At 63.4% G+C, this 16,313-nt stretch carries 22 protein-coding genes; 4 read left to right on the top strand and 18 right to left on the bottom strand.

Going from position 1 to position 16,313, the window contains the following annotated elements:
- Nucleotides 1-2: 2 nt before the first annotated feature.
- On the top strand, nucleotides 3-743 hold the full coding sequence (locus tag EL2594_RS02800; RefSeq protein WP_011413535.1) for a YgfZ/GcvT domain-containing protein: 741 nt from the start codon (nucleotides 3-5) through the stop codon (nucleotides 741-743).
- Nucleotides 744-902: 159 nt separating this feature from the next.
- Here the strand turns inward: EL2594_RS02800 and EL2594_RS02795 are convergent, their stop codons facing one another.
- Complete coding sequence (locus EL2594_RS02795) at nucleotides 903-1,508, bottom strand: TetR/AcrR family transcriptional regulator (protein WP_011413534.1); 606 nt, start codon at nucleotides 1,506-1,508, stop codon at nucleotides 903-905.
- A 143-nt stretch (nucleotides 1,509-1,651) separates the two neighbouring features.
- Between EL2594_RS02795 and EL2594_RS02790 the strand changes: the two genes are divergently transcribed.
- The gene (locus tag EL2594_RS02790) at nucleotides 1,652-2,527 is read left to right on the top strand and encodes a metal-dependent hydrolase (RefSeq protein ID WP_011413533.1); all 876 of its coding nucleotides are present in this window, start codon (nucleotides 1,652-1,654) and stop codon (nucleotides 2,525-2,527) included.
- A gap of 176 nt (nucleotides 2,528-2,703) precedes the next feature.
- Here EL2594_RS02790 and EL2594_RS02785 read toward each other — a convergent pair whose 3' ends face one another.
- From EL2594_RS02785 to rplU, 3 genes are all read right to left on the bottom strand, one after another.
- Nucleotides 2,704-3,252, bottom strand: a complete 549-nt coding sequence (locus EL2594_RS02785; RefSeq protein WP_233994303.1) for a GNAT family N-acetyltransferase — start codon at nucleotides 3,250-3,252, stop codon at nucleotides 2,704-2,706.
- Nucleotides 3,253-3,434: 182 nt separating this feature from the next.
- Nucleotides 3,435-3,704 carry a 50S ribosomal protein L27 gene (gene rpmA / locus EL2594_RS02780; protein WP_011413531.1) on the bottom strand — a complete coding sequence of 90 codons (270 nt, stop codon included), beginning with the start codon at nucleotides 3,702-3,704 and terminating at the stop codon, nucleotides 3,435-3,437.
- 12 nt (nucleotides 3,705-3,716) lie between these two features.
- On the bottom strand, nucleotides 3,717-4,253 hold the full coding sequence (rplU, locus tag EL2594_RS02775) for a 50S ribosomal protein L21 (RefSeq protein ID WP_041685598.1): 537 nt from the start codon (nucleotides 4,251-4,253) through the stop codon (nucleotides 3,717-3,719).
- 208 nt (nucleotides 4,254-4,461) lie between these two features.
- Between rplU and EL2594_RS02770 the strand changes: the two genes are divergently transcribed.
- Together EL2594_RS02770 and EL2594_RS02765 are read left to right on the top strand one after the other, a co-directional pair.
- Complete coding sequence (locus EL2594_RS02770) at nucleotides 4,462-4,977, top strand: hypothetical protein (RefSeq protein ID WP_011413529.1); 516 nt, start codon at nucleotides 4,462-4,464, stop codon at nucleotides 4,975-4,977.
- Nucleotides 4,974-5,669, top strand: coding sequence for a Crp/Fnr family transcriptional regulator (locus EL2594_RS02765; protein WP_011413528.1), 696 nt, complete (start codon nucleotides 4,974-4,976; stop codon nucleotides 5,667-5,669). Before EL2594_RS02770 ends, EL2594_RS02765 begins: the two co-directional genes overlap by 4 nt.
- Here the strand turns inward: EL2594_RS02765 and EL2594_RS02760 are convergent.
- The 14 genes from EL2594_RS02760 to ctaD form a co-directional block, all read right to left on the bottom strand.
- Nucleotides 5,666-6,109 carry a hypothetical protein gene (locus EL2594_RS02760; protein WP_011413527.1) on the bottom strand — a complete coding sequence of 148 codons (444 nt, stop codon included), beginning with the start codon at nucleotides 6,107-6,109 and terminating at the stop codon, nucleotides 5,666-5,668. The genes EL2594_RS02765 and EL2594_RS02760 overlap by 4 nt on opposite strands.
- Nucleotides 6,110-6,188: 79 nt before the next feature.
- Nucleotides 6,189-6,659: a molybdenum cofactor biosynthesis protein MoaE gene (locus EL2594_RS02755; protein ID WP_011413526.1), complete on the bottom strand. Its 471-nt coding sequence runs from the start codon at nucleotides 6,657-6,659 to the stop codon at nucleotides 6,189-6,191.
- Nucleotides 6,652-6,894: a MoaD/ThiS family protein gene (locus EL2594_RS02750; protein ID WP_011413525.1), complete on the bottom strand. Its 243-nt coding sequence runs from the start codon at nucleotides 6,892-6,894 to the stop codon at nucleotides 6,652-6,654. Before EL2594_RS02750 ends, EL2594_RS02755 begins: the two co-directional genes overlap by 8 nt.
- A gap of 1 nt (nucleotide 6,895) precedes the next feature.
- Nucleotides 6,896-7,894 (bottom strand): GTP 3',8-cyclase MoaA, encoded by a 999-nt coding sequence (moaA, locus tag EL2594_RS02745; RefSeq protein WP_011413524.1) that lies wholly within the window; start codon nucleotides 7,892-7,894, stop codon nucleotides 6,896-6,898.
- Nucleotides 7,895-7,903: 9 nt separating this feature from the next.
- Entirely contained in the window at nucleotides 7,904-8,254 is a 351-nt protein-coding gene (locus tag EL2594_RS02740; protein ID WP_011413523.1) for a Rossmann fold domain-containing protein, read from the bottom strand.
- Nucleotide 8,255: 1 nt separating this feature from the next.
- Nucleotides 8,256-8,627: a dihydroneopterin aldolase gene (locus EL2594_RS02735; RefSeq protein ID WP_011413522.1), complete on the bottom strand. Its 372-nt coding sequence runs from the start codon at nucleotides 8,625-8,627 to the stop codon at nucleotides 8,256-8,258.
- Between the two features lie 116 nt (nucleotides 8,628-8,743).
- Nucleotides 8,744-9,628, bottom strand: a complete 885-nt coding sequence (locus EL2594_RS02730) for a class I SAM-dependent methyltransferase (RefSeq protein ID WP_041685010.1) — start codon at nucleotides 9,626-9,628, stop codon at nucleotides 8,744-8,746.
- Nucleotides 9,621-11,024 carry a threonine synthase gene (gene thrC, locus EL2594_RS02725; protein WP_011413520.1) on the bottom strand — a complete coding sequence of 468 codons (1,404 nt, stop codon included), beginning with the start codon at nucleotides 11,022-11,024 and terminating at the stop codon, nucleotides 9,621-9,623. The genes EL2594_RS02730 and thrC overlap by 8 nt, the downstream gene beginning before the upstream one ends.
- 193 nt (nucleotides 11,025-11,217) lie before the next feature.
- On the bottom strand, nucleotides 11,218-11,799 hold the full coding sequence (locus tag EL2594_RS02720) for an SURF1 family cytochrome oxidase biogenesis protein (RefSeq protein ID WP_011413519.1): 582 nt from the start codon (nucleotides 11,797-11,799) through the stop codon (nucleotides 11,218-11,220).
- An 86-nt stretch (nucleotides 11,800-11,885) separates the two neighbouring features.
- On the bottom strand, nucleotides 11,886-12,749 hold the full coding sequence (locus tag EL2594_RS02715) for a cytochrome c oxidase subunit 3 (RefSeq protein ID WP_011413518.1): 864 nt from the start codon (nucleotides 12,747-12,749) through the stop codon (nucleotides 11,886-11,888).
- A 77-nt stretch (nucleotides 12,750-12,826) separates the two neighbouring features.
- On the bottom strand, nucleotides 12,827-13,411 hold the full coding sequence (locus tag EL2594_RS02710) for a cytochrome c oxidase assembly protein (protein ID WP_011413517.1): 585 nt from the start codon (nucleotides 13,409-13,411) through the stop codon (nucleotides 12,827-12,829).
- Nucleotides 13,412-13,413: 2 nt separating this feature from the next.
- A complete protein-coding gene (locus EL2594_RS15730; RefSeq protein WP_011413516.1) occupies nucleotides 13,414-13,539 on the bottom strand; it encodes a hypothetical protein in 126 nt (41 codons plus the stop codon).
- Nucleotides 13,536-14,459 carry a heme o synthase gene (locus EL2594_RS02700; RefSeq protein ID WP_011413515.1) on the bottom strand — a complete coding sequence of 308 codons (924 nt, stop codon included), beginning with the start codon at nucleotides 14,457-14,459 and terminating at the stop codon, nucleotides 13,536-13,538. Before EL2594_RS02700 ends, EL2594_RS15730 begins: the two co-directional genes overlap by 4 nt.
- A gap of 112 nt (nucleotides 14,460-14,571) precedes the next feature.
- The gene (gene ctaD / locus EL2594_RS02695) at nucleotides 14,572-16,275 is read right to left on the bottom strand and encodes a cytochrome c oxidase subunit I (RefSeq protein WP_011413514.1); all 1,704 of its coding nucleotides are present in this window, start codon (nucleotides 16,273-16,275) and stop codon (nucleotides 14,572-14,574) included.
- Nucleotides 16,276-16,313 lie beyond the last annotated feature (38 nt).

Genomic DNA, 16,313 nt, shown 5'->3' with positions numbered 1-16,313 from the left:
CCATGCCAGAAGCAACCACGCCGACCCGCCTGTTCGATCGCGCCGTCATCCGGCTCTCTCCGAGCGACGCAAGCGGAGATGTCGCGGATTTCCTGCAAGGCCTCGTCACCAACGATGTGAAGGGCACATTGCCTGCCTATGCCGGGCTCCTGACGCCGCAGGGCAAGGCTCTGTTCGACTTTATCGTCTGGCCGAGCGGAAAGGGCGAGCTGCTGGTGGATTGCGAGGCGGACCTGGCCGACGAATTTGCCAAGCGATTGAGCCTTTACCGCCTCCGCCGCAAGATCGAGATCGCACGCGATGACAGCGTGGCGGTGCACTGGCAGCCGCATATCGGCGATGGTGCCGCCAACGACCCGCGGCTCGCCGACCTGGGCCAGCGCTGGCTCGCCCCGGTATCGGACGCGGATGAATCAGCCGACGAGGCATGGCGCAAACACCGCCTCTCGCTGGGTGTGCCGGAAGGCCGCGCCGAGATGGGCGATATCCTGTGGCTGGAAACCAATGCCGTCGAACTCAACGGCGTGAGCTTCGGCAAAGGCTGCTATGTCGGCCAGGAAAACACCGCGCGGATGAACTGGCGGCAGAAGATCAACCGGCGGCTTGTGGTGGTGCCGCTCGACACGGCGGACGAGAAACGCATCAAGGCGCGGCACGAGGATCTTGGATTGGCGATCTCACACCTGAGGATTGACGATATTCCGCCGCAGCATGTCCCGGACTGGGTGACGCTCGAGGAATGACCTCAAGGCCGAAATGGTAAGGCCCTATCAAAATACCTCCCGTTCGCCCTGAGCCTGTTGAAGGGCCGCACTTTCTTCTGGTGCGACGCTAACCAAAAAGAAGGACAGTGCTTCGACAAGCTCAGCACGAACGAATATTCTGGCGGCGCTCAAAGAGCGTCAGTTCCCCTCGGCCAACTGGTGGCGGCCGACGAGATCTTCATCGATGATCCGCTCGGCCATGTCGCGCGCCACGCTGTCGGGCAGGCGAAGCGACTTGGCGAGCGGCTCCCCGATCAGCGACTGACCGAGCGCCAGCAGCACGACCGTGTGCGTCACCCGGTGCGCGATCATCGCGTCTTCGTGGCCGTCTTCCTCGGGATTGAGGTCGTCCACCATCGAGTGGATCGTTTCCACAAAAGGCTCGATCGCGTCCTCGTGGCCGGTCGCCAGCATCCAGCTGACCAGTGCGCCGCCGCCCTCGCGCTCGAAAGCGTCGAAAGCGATGTCGACGATTTCGCGGGGGCTGCCCAGCCCGGCCCGCGTAGCAAGAACGGCCTCGGCAACGCTTTCGCACACGGTCTGCGCCAGATGTGCGGCGAGATCGCGTTGCAACCCGGCTGCCGAACCGAAATGATGCAGCAGGTTTGCATGCGTGCGCCCGACCCGCGCGCCGACCGCCTTGAGCGTCACCGCCTGCGGCCCGGCCTCTATCAGCAGCGCTCGCGCAGCCTGTATTGCGGTCGCTCTGGACTCCTCGGGCGAAAGGCGTTTGCGTGTGGCCATGTAAGTATCTGTTCCCGACCCGGTTTGGAGCGGCAAGCTAGACCCTGCCGCGCGTCGCGGCAAGCGCCCCCTGAAACCTTATTGACATCGGTGTCAGTAGTGATACTTACATTAATGTCAGTAACGAATCAGGACCACCGACGATGAACGCCCACACGACCATTGCTGCCGACGGCGCGACCCCTACCCCTGACGATCTGGAAATCACGGTGCGCGACCGCCGCTTTGCGCGCGGCATCAAAGCGCGCCGCTGGTGGCTCAACAACGATCCGGTCGCGAGCGCATGGTTCAACGCGCTATCCGCCACCTTCCCGCGCGGCGAGGCCTTCTTCATCGAATCGGTCAAGGCCTTCCGCGACGGTGCCGATCCGAAGCTGACGGCGGAGATCCGCGCCTTCGTTCGCCAAGAAATCAATCACACGCGCGAGCATGTCGCCTTCAACCGTCTTGCCGAAGATCAGGGCTATGACATCAAGGCGATCGACAAGCGGGTCGAGGAAATGCTGGCGCAGCTCAAGGACCGGCCGCAGATCCTCAACCTTGCCGCGACCATGGCGCTGGAGCACTTCACGGCCATGCTCGGCCACGAACTGCTCAAAAACCCGGCCCATCTCGAAGGTGCCGACGGCGATCTCGGCGATTTGTGGCGCTGGCACTCGGCCGAAGAGGTCGAGCACAAGGGCGTCGCCTATGATACCTGGCTGCACGCCACCCACGACTGGAGCCGGTTCAAGCGCTGGAAGGTGAAGACGCTGATGATGCTGCTCGTAACCGTGCGCTTCATCAAGCACCGCAGCGAAGACACGATGGAACTGCTCGCACAGGATGGGCTTACGGGGTGGAAATGGCGTTTCAAGCTGGCGCATTACCTGCTGGTAAAGCCGGGTTTCCTGCGCCGCATCATCCCCGGCTGGCTGGCGTACTTCATGCCCGGTTTCCACCCTTGGAACGAAGACGACCGCGCACTGATCAATCTTTACGAAGGCGACTTCGAAGACGCGCTGCTGCCGGCGGAATAATACCTTCTCCCGCATGGGAGGAAGCGAAGCTGGCCAAAGGCCAACGATAGCGCAGCTTGTTGCACCGCAACTAGCGAAGCTTGGATGAGGGTCATTGAGGTCATCAACCCTCACCCAACTTCGGCTAGGCGCTTGCGCGCCGAGCCTGCGTATCCCTCCCCCATTGGGAGAGGGAGCTAGGCCGCGACGCGCGTTACCGTCGGCATCTCTCGAAGATCGAGCGCATATTCTGCCGTTGCTGCTGGTTCTCCGCGTCCGCAACTGTGCCGCTCCACGATGCGTCCAGTCGGTTGAAAGCCCAGCTTGCTCAGGACTTTCCCTGACGCAGGATTATCCAAGAAATGACTTGCCACGATCCGGGTATGGCCCAGAGCCTGCGCAATCTCGAGAACCGCTCGGCCTGCCTCCGTCGCAAAGCCCTGTCCCCAGAACGGTCGCGCTATCCAATAGCCCAGTTCCGTATCGACGCCTTGGGCATCGATACCGATGCAACCGATCAACGCCGCATCGCGCGCACGTGTAATCAGAAAGCGCGGATGTTTCGGGGCGATGTCCATGGCGACAAACGACTGCGCATCCGTCGCAGCATAAGGCCACGGTGCGCGCGAAAGATTTCGGACCACACCTTCGTCGGCAATCCCGCCGAGTACAGCCTTCCAGTCTTCGGCAAACGGAGGCCGCAAGAATAGTCTTTCACTGCGATGAAACATGGCTTCTCTCCTCATCGCCCCGCCCCGGTCTCCTAGGCCGGGCACGCGACTCTTACATGAATACAGACCCGAAGATCCGGCGAAACGAGAGGGAGAAACGACAAGAGGGAGACGGGTCGGCCCCATCTCCCTCTACGTCTGTCGGCTCGTGGCCGACTGGGACCGTCCCGCTGGACGATCCCGGTCTGATCGTCCGATTATTCGGCAGCTTCCGCCATCGCGTCTACCGACACGTATTTGCGCGCTTGCTTGCCGGTGTGGAATCGCACCACGCCATCTTCGAGCGCGAAGAGGGTGTGATCCTTGCCCATGCCGACATTGCTGCCCGGATAGAACTTGGTGCCGCGCTGACGCACGATGATGTTGCCGGCGACGACTGCTTCGCTGCCGAACTTCTTCACACCGAGGCGGCGACCGGCTGAGTCGCGACCGTTGCGGGACGAACCACCTGCTTTTTTATGTGCCATGGTTGCTGATCCTTACTTCTTGTCTGCGGCCTTGGGCGCTGCCTTCTTGGCGGCAGGCTTCTTGGCCGGTGCTTTCTTCGTGGCGGCCGTCTTTTTAGGGGCAGCCTTCTTCGCGACGGGCTTGTCGGAAGCGGTCTTCGTGGCCGCCTTCTTGCCTTCCTTCGCGGTTTTCTTCGTCTCGACCGCAGCGCCATCGCCGGTGTCGGCCTTCTTGGCGGTTTCCTTCTTCGGCGCGGCCTTTTTCTTTGAGCCTTCACCGATGTCGGTGATGCGCAGCAGGGTCATCTGCTGGCGATGGCCGGCCTTGCGGCGATAGTTGTGGCGGCGACGCTTCTTGAAAACGACGACCTTTTCGCTCTTGGCCTGGGCGATGACTTCCGCCGACACCGTCACCTTGCTGGCGTCGGCCATCTCGTCCCCTTCACCGGCGAGCAGGACATCGTCCAGCACGACGGTTTCGCCCGCTTCACCAGCGAGTTTTTCGACTGCGATCTTGTCTCCGGCGGCAACCCGGTATTGCTTGCCGCCCGTGCGCACTACTGCGAACATCGGTTTAACTTCCATTCGTGTTGCTGTGCCCTACCCGCTTGAGAAGGGCGCGTCGGGCAACCCGCCATTGGCGAGGCCCCGAAAGATGGGTGCCGTTACGGGATGACTCGCTCAAAGTCAACGCGAAGCTGGTCGCTTTTTTGCTCTGCAATGGCGTCGGCCATGCGATGACTATGGCACCTCCATCCCGACATGCTATTGGAGCGCTATGCCTATCTCTCGCACCGCCCTTCCCCTCTTTGCGGCATTAGGCCTGGGCGCCTGCGCATCGGCGGGAGAAGATTACCCCTCGCTCGCCATCCGGGACGCGGAGCGGCAGAGCGGGAGCTTTACGCCTGCCGAGAGCGAGGCCGCCGCTCCCGTCGAGCCGGACCCGCCCGCGCCCGAGTTGCTCGATCGCCTCGTCCAATTGCAGTCGCAGGCACAAAGCGCGCACCGCGCCTTCGTCGCGCTCGCCCCGGCCGCAAGCCGACGGGTTGAGGCCGCCCGCGGCGCCGGATTGGCATCGGACCGCTGGGCGGAGGCTCAGATCGCGATTTCGGAACTCGATAGCCAGCGCAGCCTGACGGCGGTTCCGATGGCCGACCTCGACGAATTGCTGGTGCGTCGGGCGATAGAGCTCGAGCAGCGCGCCGAAATCGTCGAAGCGCAGGCGCAGGTCCAGGCGCTGCTCGAAGAGGAGGACGCGGTGCTCCGACGGTTGAAGGGCGCGCTTGCGCGATGAACCTCGCCTGCGCCTCCTGCCCGGTGAGGGAGCGCGCCGCCTGTGCCGTTCTCACCGAAGCGGAGCGCGGCGAACTGGCCCGCGCCGGGCGCACTGTTAAACTCAAGCGGGGCGAGATGCTGTTCGCAGCGGGCGACGAGGATCATGCCTGCGCCACGCTGCTGAGAGGCGCGCTGAAGGTCAGCGCGGTCGATCGCGAAGGCGAGGAGCGGATCCTTGCGCTGATCCATCCCGCAGGGTTCGTGGGTGAGTTGTTCCAGCCCTTCGCCCACCATGATGTCGTGGCGCTCACCGATTGCGAGCTGTGCGTTTTCGCGCGCCGCGAAATGGAAGCGGCGCTGGAACGGCACCCCGCCCTCGCCCGCGCCATGCTGCGCCGGTCGCAGGACGACCTGCATGCGGCGCGCGAACTGCTCGAGCTGACGGGGAAGCAGGATGCGGCAACGCGGCTGGCAGGCCTGATCATGGCGATGGCGCGCGCGGCGAGCGATTCGCCGTGCCATCCGAGCCAGGCCTTCGACCTGCCGCTGACCCGCGGCGAAATGGCGCAGATGCTGGGCCTCACCATCGAGACCGTCAGCCGCAGAATGTCCAAATTCGAGAAGGACGGCCTGATCGCCAAGAAAGGTGCGCGCGGGATCGAACTCGTCGACCCCGCGCGTCTTGAAGCGCTGGTGGGAGTGGGCCTCTAAACCAGCGCCGCAATCGTTACGCAGGCGATGCCCCAGGCGAGGATCAGTACCGGCAGGATCAACATCTGGATTGCCGCCTCGCTGGCAGGCAGGCGGCCGGTCAGCGTTTGGACGCCCTGCGCCTTGAACTCGCGCCAGCTTTGACCGGTGTTCGATTCGTTCGGGGCCTGCCGTACGAACAAAACGGGGATGCCGTAAAAGCCTGCGAAAAAGATCCCGAAAATCGCCATCGGCAGGATCAATTCGGGATTGCCGAAGCCGACGGTCATCACCGCAAGAAAGGCGACGAACAACGCCAGGCTGGCAGCAAAGAGCCGCGCGGGCAGTTCGAAAGTCTGGTCGAAAAATCCGCGCGGCGCATTGGTGCGCGGGTCGACGGGATGGGTGTCATAGATAATCGCCTTGTCGGCGATGAGATCACGGGTCAGCAGTTCGGACATTGGGCCACTCCTTCTTGTCTTGAAGGTCTTGTGGCAGGGTTCGATTCGCGCAGCTTTGATCTGAATCAAATGGCGTAGATTATCTCTCCCAGCGTTTGCGGTCGGCGTAATCCTCGGGGCGCGGCTCGATCCAGTGCCATTCGCCGCCGCGCTTCTCGCGCTTCCAGAACCAGGACGCACTCTTGAGATAATCCATGCAGAAATCGACCGCTTCGAAAGCGGCACGACGATGGGGCGCGGCGGCGGCGACCAACACGATCGTTTCGCCCGGTGTCATGACACCGACACGGTGCCAGATGAGCAGCCCGGCGCATTCGAACCGCGTCAGCGCATCGGCCGCAAGTTTCTTCATGCCCGGGAGCGTGAGCAGTTCGTAATGCGACAGCTCCAGCGCCTGCACCCCGCCATCGGGACGAACCTTGCCTGCGAACGTGGCGATAGCCCCCGCTTCGGGATTGCTGGCATTGAACGCGGCCAACGCCTCGCCTGCCGACAGGCCCTTGTCGAGCAGCCGCACATCGGCGGGAGTCTTGAGCGTGAGCCTAGCCACCGCTGACAGGTGGCAACAGCGCGACCTCGTCGCCGTCCAGCGCGGCTAGCGCGGTTTTATCAGCGAGCACCGTGCCCGCACAGGCGACATTGACGCGGTCCTGCTGCAATTGGTCGGCGACTTGCGGGCCGACACTTTCCAAGAGCCCCTGCCAGTCAAGCGGTGCGGCGACTTCGCGCTCCTGCTCGCCCGCCAGATCGCGCAAGGGGCCGAGGAAGAGGATGGTGATGGCCATCTCAGCCCCCGGTCATGGACATATGGCGTGCTAGCGCGGGCTCTTCGCCTTCGCCGATACGGAAGTCATGCCGCTCGGGTTTGATTTTCATCGCGGTATCGAGCGCGGTCGATAGATTGCTATCGGGATCGTCGGAGCGCAGCGCGGCGCGCAGGTCCACGCGTTCTCCCCCTCCAAGGCAGGGATAAAGCTGACCGGTCGCGGTCACGCGGACGCGGTTGCAGCCAGCGCAGAAATTGTTGGTGAGCGGGGTGATGAAGCCGAGCCTGCCACCCGTTTCAGCGACCTCGACATAGCGCGAGGGGCCGCCGGTGCGATGGTCGCTGTCCGTGAGGGTCCAGCGCGCTTCCAGCGACTCGCGTACAGCTACGAGTGGCAGGAACTGGTCGGTCCGATCCTCGTCCACCTCGCCGAGCGGCATCGTCTCGATCAGGGTCACGTCGTGTCCCTCGCCATGCGCCCATTCGATCAGCGCAGGGATTTCGTGCCCGTTCACGCCTTTCATCGCGACGGTATTGATTTTGATCTTGAGACCCGCCGCCTTGGCCGCGGCGATCCCACCGAGCACGCTCGCCAAGGCATCGCGGCGCGAGAGGCGCTGGAAGGTCGCGCGATCCAGCGTGTCGAGCGAGATATTGATCCGCTTCACACCGGCATCGGCGATCGCCTGGGCATGGCCTGCCAGTTGCGTGCCGTTGGTGGTGAGGGTCAGTTCTTCCAGCCCGTCTCCGACATGTCGTCCCAACGCACGGATCAGGTCCACGACATCGCGCCGTACCAGCGGTTCGCCGCCGGTCAGGCGGATCTTGGTGATGCCGCGCCGCATGAAGCCGACGGCGAGGTCGCGCAGCTCTTCCAGCGTCAGCACTTCGGCGCGCGGCAGGAACTGCATCCGCTCGGGCATGCAATAGGTGCAGCGCAGGTCGCAGCGATCGGTCACCGACAGGCGCAGATAGGAAATGCGCCGTCCGAATGTGTCGATCAGTTCGCTTGCTGCCATGGCCTCACTCTAACCGCTGCTCGCGAGCGGGTCACCCGCCCCTAGGCTATTCAGCGGAAGATAGTGTCCGGTTACACCCCGGGCTTTGTCGCAATAGGCCAGCGCAGCCGTCACGGCGTCCGGGTCATCGCTCCCAATCACGTTGACCCGTATGGGCGTATGCGCCCGCGCAAGGTCGCGCGCTAGGGCGCGACGCCAATCGGCATGATCGTAAAATGCAGCAGGCATAACGATGACGAGATTGTCCGCATCGCCTTCGAGCAAATCGACGGCTTGCGGCAGGTATTCGGTATGAAAGGTGTTCGCCGCCTCGACAGCGCTCGCAGGCAGGCTATCCACCCTCAGCACCGCCTGCGCCATATCAGCGCCGCTCGCGCCGCAGTGTAATGCCGATCTTCTCGTTCTTTTCGGCGATGGCGAGCTTCACGATCTTCACCGTCACCGCCAGAACCTGCTCGTCCTGCAGGAAGAGTGTCTCGCAAATGTGGTCGGCGAGCGATTCGATCAGTTTGAAATGGAGTCCTTCGGGCAGGGCCTCGGTCGCAGCGAATTTCAGGTCCATGTAGTTTTTGCTGGCCTCGAGCGGGGTGTCCGGATCGTAGCGATCGGCGACCTTGTAATCGACCGCGATCGAGATGCGCAGCGGCTGCGGGCGACCGGTTTCTTCGGAATAGATGCCGGTCAGCACGTCGTGCTCGATATCGTCGAATTCGAGGGTGAGAGCGTCCGCCATCGACGGCCCGATGGCAGTTAGCGTCTGCGCTGTCCAGCACCCACCCCGTTGCGACTAGCCAGCAAGCTGGCAAGTCTCGCTCCCCTCCCGCCTGCGGGAGGGACCAGGGTTGGGCCTTAGGCGTTGCTCCAGCGCGCGAAGATCGCCGTGGGGAGCAGCCGGCCGCTGCCCTGCTCCTGAACGGCCAGATCGCCGTGCTCGACGGTGCCGGGAAGCCCGGCAAACACCTCGTCCAGCAGACCGGCGAGCGACAGGCTGCTCATGCGCACAGCATAAACGGTGAGGAACAGGAAGCGGCTGTCGGCATCGAGCAGCGCGCGGCAGTCGCGCACCAGCGGGCTGAGTCCCTCCTCGATGCGCCAGGTCTCGTTCTTCGGCCCGCGCCCGAATTTGGGTGGATCGAGAATGATCCCGTCATAACGGTTGCCGCGCCGCACCTCACGCGCGGTGAACTTGGCGGCGTCGTCGGTGAGCCAGCGGATCGGGCGGTCCTGCATCCCTGCCAGCTCCGCGTTCTCGCGAGCCTGTGCAACCGACTTCTTGGACGCATCGACATGCGTGACAGGGCCGCACTGGCTAAGCGCCTGTGTGCCGACGCCGGTGTAGCCGAAGAGGTTCATGTTCTGCGCTTCGGGTTTGCCCGCAAGTTGCTCCCGCATCCAGTCCCACACGGGCGCCATATCGGGAAAGAAACCCAAATGCCGGAATGGCGTGCACGAGGCTGAAAACTGCGCCTCGCGCCAGCTCAGGGGCCATCCTTCCTCCGGCACGTCGCCTGACAGGTGCCAGCGCCCGCCGCCGTCCTCGTCCGCGCCGGGGATGAATTCGCCATCGGCCTGCCAGTCGGTATCTTGCGGGGTCCACATCGCCTGCGGTTCAGGGCGGATGAAGCGGTAGGGACCGAAGCGCTCGAGCTTGCGCCCCTCGCCGCTATCGAGCAAGGCGTAGTCCTCCCACCCCTCGCCGACCATAAGCTGCGGCGCGCGGACGAGTTCAGCCATGAGCCTGCGCGGCATTGGTGAGGATGAAGTCCGTTAGCTCGTCATAATCGCCAGACAGTTCGGTGCAGGCTTCTTCGCGCGCGAACAGGTCGCCGACCCGCGTGGGAAGCGGCGGTCGCGTGCCCGTCGCGCGCTCGACCGCATCGCGGAACTTGGCCGGATGCGCGGTAGCGAGCGTGACGATCGGTACGTCGGGCGCGATGTCAGCCTGATAAGCGGCATAAAGCCCGATCGCTGTATGCGGGTCGATCACTTCGCCCGAATTCTCGAAGGCGCGCCGCATCGAATGCGCCATCGCATCCTGGTCCACGCGCACGCTGGTGAAACGCGTGGCCGCGCCTTCGCGCTGCGAATTGGTGAGCTGCATCGCTTTCGACGTTTCGAAGCCGCGCATCTGCTCTGCCATGACGGCGCCATCGCGCCCGCCGACATCGAACAGCAAGCGCTCGAAATTAGAGCTGACCTGGATATCCATGCTCGGCGCGGCGGTGGGTGTGACAGTGCCCGCCGAATAATCGCCGTCGGATAAGGCGCGATGAAGGATGTCGTTCACATTGGTAGCAACGATCAATTGCTCGACGGGTAGGCCCATCTTGCTCGCGACATAGCCTGCAAAGACATCGCCGAAATTTCCCGTCGGGACGCTGAAGGCCACGCTGCGCTCGGGCGCGCCCAGCTGCACGGCGGTGGTGAAGTAATAGACCACTTGCGCCATCAGCCGCGCCCAGTTGATCGAATTGACCGCGCCGAGGCGGATCTTCCCCGCAATTTCAGTATCGGTGAACATCCGCTTCACAGCCGCTTGGCCGTCGTCGAAACTGCCGGAGATGGCGATATTGTGGATATTCGGCGCGCGCACCGTAGTCATCTGGCGGCGCTGGACGTCGCTGATCCGGCCTTGCGGATGGAGCATGAAGATCTCGACCCCGTCGCGCCCAGCCACCGCATCGATAGCTGCGCTGCCTGTATCGCCGCTGGTCGCGCCGACGAGCGTGAGCTGCTCGCCGCGCCGGGCGAGGAAGGTCTCGAACAGCAGGCCGAGCATCTGCAGTGCCACGTCCTTGAACGCGAGCGTCGGCCCGTGGAACAGCTCCATCAGCCAATGCTGGTGATCGAGCTGGACCAGCGGCACCACCGCGGCATGGGAGAAGCGCCCATAGGCCTCCTCGGTCAGCCCCCGCAGTTCCTCGAAACTCAGGCTGTCGCCGACAAAGGGAGCCATCACCCGCGCGGCGATCTCGGCATAGGGCTGGCCCCGCATTGCGCGGATGTCGTCGGCACTAAAGCTCGGCCATCCCTGCGGCAGATACAGCCCGCCATCGCTGGCGAGGCCGGTCAGCGTGACCTCTTCGAAAGAGAGCGTGGGCGCAGAGCCACGGGTGGAGATATAGCGCATCGTGGCGAGCGGGTTAGCGGCGAGGAGTCATGCGGGCAAGATAGAGGGGGTTGGAATGGATAAGCCCCCTCTTCTTCAGAGGAGGGGATTTGGGGGTGGTGGAAAATGGCGTGAGCGCCGCTATCACCAACCGACTGCGACTAGGCTCACTTCGTTCACCAAGTCTCATTGCCCCTCCTCTGAAGAAGAGGGGTTAGTCGCCTTCCCGTCGCGCGCCTGCTTGCTGCCGCCTGAGCGCAAGCACGTAGATCACCAGCGCCGTCAGCGCGAAGAAGAACCACTGGCCGGCATAGGCGAGGTGGTTGTTCGGAAGATCGCTCGGGTCGGGACGCGCGATGGGTTCGAGGCCTGCCAGCGGCGGCGATGCCACGAGGCGCGGTCCGGGTGCGATCACACCCGTCACCTCACCGCCAACCCAAGATCCTTCGTCCGGCTGGCGCGTGAAACCCAGCACGACTTCCGCCTCGCCGCCACCATCGATCCGGCAGGTTGCGATCTGAGCGAGGCCTTTGGCACCCGCTGCGGACGTGGCTGCGGTCGTGCGACGAGCAATCACATCGGTGCATGAGAAGCTGCTCGGCTGGTAGAGCCGTTCCGTGACTGCTAGATCGGTCTTCGGCCACGCGACCCGCGGCGCATCAGACGCGACAGATTGGTACCGCGCGATCAAAGCTTCTTTCTCGTCCGCCCGGCCCAGCTGCCACACGCCCAGTGCCATCATGGTCGCCACGGCGGCGAGCACCAGCACGGTCGGGATCAGCGGGAACTTGGGCATCAGGTCATTGTCCTGTCAGGAAGCGAAAAGGGCGGCCGCGCGAATTGCGGGCCGCCCTTTCGTGTCAGCCGCATCGCGGCCGATCATCAGTGAACCGGCGCACCCCAGCCGCCCCAAATGTAGACGGCGACGAACAGGAACAGCCACACCACGTCGACGAAGTGCCAGTACCAGGCAGCGGCTTCGAAGCCGAAATGCTGGCGCGGAGTGAAGTGGCCCTTGTAGGCACGCACCAGACAGACGATCAGGAAGATCGTGCCGACGAGGACGTGGAAGCCGTGAAAGCCGGTCGCCATGTAGAAGGCCGAGCTGTAGGTGTTGCCACCGAAGCCGAACGGCGCGAGGCCATACTCGTAGGCCTGGATGGCGGTGAACAGCGCGCCCAGCGCGACGGTCGCCCATAGGCCCTTCTTCAGCCCGTCACGGTCCCCATGCAGCAGCGCGTGGTGCGCCCAGGTCACGGTGGTGCCCGAGCACAGCAGGATCAGCGTATTGAGCAGCGGGAGGCTGAACGGGTCGAGGACTTCGATGCCCTCGGGCGGGAAAGTCGCCAGCGCGGCCGCGCCTTCCTGGCCGATCAGATTCTCCCAGACATTGTCGCTCAATTCGCGGATCGGCGCTGGGAAAAGTGCAAAATCGAAGAAGGCCCAGAACCAGCCGACGAAGAACATCACTTCGGAAGCGATGAACAGGATCATGCCGTAGCGCATGTGCAATTGCACGACCGGGGTGTGATCGCCGCGGTGAGCTTCCTTCACGACGTTCGACCACCACGAGAAGAAGGTGGCGATCAGCCCCGCGATGCCGAGGCCCAGAACGATCTGCCAACTCGGCATTTCGTGCATGAACAGCACCATGCCGGTGGTAAATGTCAGCGCCGAGATCGAGCCGATCAGCGGCCAGATATCGGGTTCGAGAATATGATAGTCGTGGTTCTTGGCACCGGCCATGAATCGTTTCCCGTTAGTCGTTCCGTCGTCGCTGCCCTTAAAGCCCCCCGGGCGGCGGGTCTAGGGGGTTGAGGCGGCTATTCGCCGCGCTCCTTCTTCTGGTGGAAGGTGTAACTGAGCGTGATCTGCTCGACACCGTCCATGTCCTCGTCCTCCATAGCGGCCGGATCGATGAAATAGAGCACCGGCATGCGCACGTCTTCGCCCGGCTGCAGGGTCTGTTCGGTAAAGCAGAAGCATTGAATCTTGTTGAAATAGATACCGGCCTGTTCCGGCTCGACATTGAAGGTCGCGGTCCCGGTAATCGGCTGGTCGGAATTGTTCTTGGCCGTGTAGAAGGCGAGGTCGCGCTGCCCGATGCGCACGGTGTCGGTGGCTTGCGCGGGTTTGAATTCCCACGGCATGCCGCGCGCGATGCTGGCGTCGAAGCGGATCGAGATTTCCGGGGCCCCCGCCACCGCTGCCATGCGTTCGGCTATCGCCGCATCGGCCTCGCTGGCCTGCTGGGTCGTGCCGCCGAAGCCGGTGACCCGGCAGAACAGGTCGTAAAGCGGCACAGCGGCGTAGCCCATGCCCAGCATGAACAGTGCGCCGAGAAAGGCGTAGAGGCCGACTTTGAGGTTCTGGCGTTCGACGAAATTGTCCTGCGGGGCGGTCGCCATGCTCAATCCCCCATCCGGACGATCGTAATGGCATAGAACAGAACGACGAAAAACAGCAGTACGCCGCCCAGGGCGAGATTGCGGGTCTTGCGGCGACGCTCGATTTCGGCTTGCTCTTCGGGGGTCATGCTGCGCTCTCGATCAGGGGGGTGAGATAGCGGTCCGCGACAAGCGCGGCAAACAGGGCGAAAAGGTAGAGGATGCTGAATCCGAACAGCCGCTTCTCCGGCTTCATCGTATCGCCTTCGATCTGACGCCGGGTGGCCACAGGGACACTCAGCGCCGCGAAGGCACCGGTCAGCAGCAACGCGGAGACGCCGTAGATCGCGCCGGTCGCGCCGATCGCCCAAGGCGCGACGGCGAAGGGGATCAACAGGATGGAATAGACCAGGATCTGGCGGCGCGTGCTCGCTTCGCCCTTCACCACCGGCATCATGGGAATGCCGACCTTCTCGTAATCGGTCTTCACGAACAGCGCGAGCGCCCAGAAATGCGGCGGCGTCCACATGAAGATGATGGCGAACAGCAGCACCGGCATCAGCGTGATCTCGCCCGTCACCGCGACCCAGCCGATCATTGGCGGAAACGCGCCCGCCCCGCCGCCGATGACGATATTCTGCGGTGTACGCGGTTTGAGCCAGATGGTGTAGATGACGGCGTAATAGACGATCGCGGCGGCAAGGATGATTGCCGACAGCCAGTTGATCGCGATCCCCATGATCCCGACCGACGCGACGGAAATCAGGATCCCGAAATCGCGGGCGTCGGTGGCCTGCATCCGGCCCGACGGCAGCGGGCGCTTGGCCGTGCGCTTCATCCCGGCATCGATATCCGCTTCCCACCACTGGTTGAGTGCGGCCGAGCCGCCAGCGCCCATGGCGATGCACAGGATGGCGGTGAAGCCGAGGATCGGATTGATAGCGCCCGGCGCCGCCAGCAGCCCGCAGATGCCGGTGAAGATCACCAGCGTCATCACCCGCGGCTTCGTCAGCGCGAAGAAATCGCGCCAATCGGCCGGGAGGGCTGCAGGGGAAGCGGCGGTGGTCATCGTCGAGTTCAATCGGTTCCGTTGCGGTCTTTCTTGAAAGAAGGGCGCACCGTTGCCGATGCGCCCCCTCTCGATCTGGTTGTCGGGCCAGCCCTACCCTCTGCCCGGGGCGTTATCCTTTGGAGGGCAGCTGGTGGTGGTAATCGTGGTGGTCCTCGATCACCGGCAGGGTTTCGTACTGGTGGAACGGCGGCGGGCTCGACAGGCTCCATTCGAGCGTCGTTGCGCCTTCGCCCCAGTAGTTTGCTTCCGCCCGGCGACCGGCGACGAGCGCGTAGCCGATGTTGACGAGGAACACGATCACCGAAGCGAAGACGACGTAATAGCCCATCGTCGCGATCTCGTTCCAGTAAGCATAGGCTGCGGTATAGTCCGGATAGCGGCGCGGCATGCCCTGCATCCCGAGGAAGTGCATCGGGAAGAAGACGATGTTCACGCCGATGAAGAACAGCCAGAAGTGGACGTGGCTGAGGAATTCGCTGTGCCAGCGACCGCTCATCTTCGGGAACCAGTAGTAGAAACCGGCGAAGATCGAGAAAACCGCACCCATCGACAGCACGTAGTGGAAATGCGCCACCACGTAGTAGGTATCGTGCAGGTTGTCGTCGATACCGCCATTGGCCAGCACGACGCCGGTCACACCGCCCACGGTGAAGAGGAAGATGAAGCCGAGCGCCCAGACCATGGGTGACTTGAACTCCATCGAGCCGCCCCACATCGTGGCGATCCAGCTGAAAATCTTCACACCGGTCGGCACGGCGATCACCATGGTGGCCGCGGTGAAGTACATCTTCGTGTTCACGCTGAGGCCGACGGTATACATGTGGTGCGCCCACACGATGAAGCCGACGACGCCGATCGCGACCATGGCGTAGGCCATGCCGAGATACCCGAAGACCGGCTTACGGCTGAAGGTAGCGACGATCTGCGAGACCATGCCGAAGCCCGGCAGGATCATGATGTAGACCTCCGGGTGGCCGAAGAACCAGAACAGGTGCTGGTAGAGCACCGGGTCGCCGCCACCGGCCGGATCGAAGAAGGTCGTGCCGAAGTTACGGTCGGTCAGCAACATGGTGATGGCTGCGGCCAGAACAGGCAGCGCCAGCAGCAGCAGGAAGGCGGTGACAAGCACCGACCATACGAACAGAGGCATCTTGTGCAGGGTCATGCCCGGCGCACGCATGTTGAAGATGGTGGTGATGAAGTTGGTCGCACCCAGGATCGAGCCCGCGCCTGCAAGGTGCAGCGAGAAGATCGCAAAGTCGACGGCGGGCCCTTGCGAGCCGGTGGTCGACAGCGGTGCATAAACGGTCCAGCCCACGCCTGCGCCAAGACCCGTGCCACCGGGCACGAACAGTGAGAAACAGAGGCTGAGGAAACCGGCCACGGTGAGCCAGAATGAGATGTTGTTCATGCGCGGGAAGGCCATGTCCGGCGCGCCAATCATCAGCGGCACGAACCAGTTCCCGAAGCCGCCGATCATCGCCGGCATGACCATGAAGAAGACCATGATCAGGCCGTGAGCGGTGATGAACACGTTCCACATATGCAGATTGGTGTCGAAGCTCGCTTCGCCGCCGAAGAATTCGACCCACCAGCCGAGATACTGGATGCCCGGCTCGGCAAGTTCGGCGCGCATCACGCCCGACATCGTACCGCCGACGAGGCCCGCGACGATCGCGAACAGCAGGTACAGCGTGCCGATATCCTTGTGGTTGGTCGACATGAACCAGCGGGCGAAAAAGCCCGGTTTGTGGTCCGCGTCATGCGCGTGATCGTCGGTATGGACGTCAAAGCCTTCTGCGGTGGTTGCCATCGTTTTCGGTCTCTTCTTTCGCGTGAATTCTTGTCGTC

This window comes from Erythrobacter litoralis HTCC2594, from assembly GCF_000013005.1.
GTDB classification, from domain to species: Bacteria; Pseudomonadota; Alphaproteobacteria; order Sphingomonadales; family Sphingomonadaceae; genus Parerythrobacter; species Parerythrobacter litoralis_A.
This window is presented reverse-complemented; position numbering and strand designations above follow the sequence as displayed.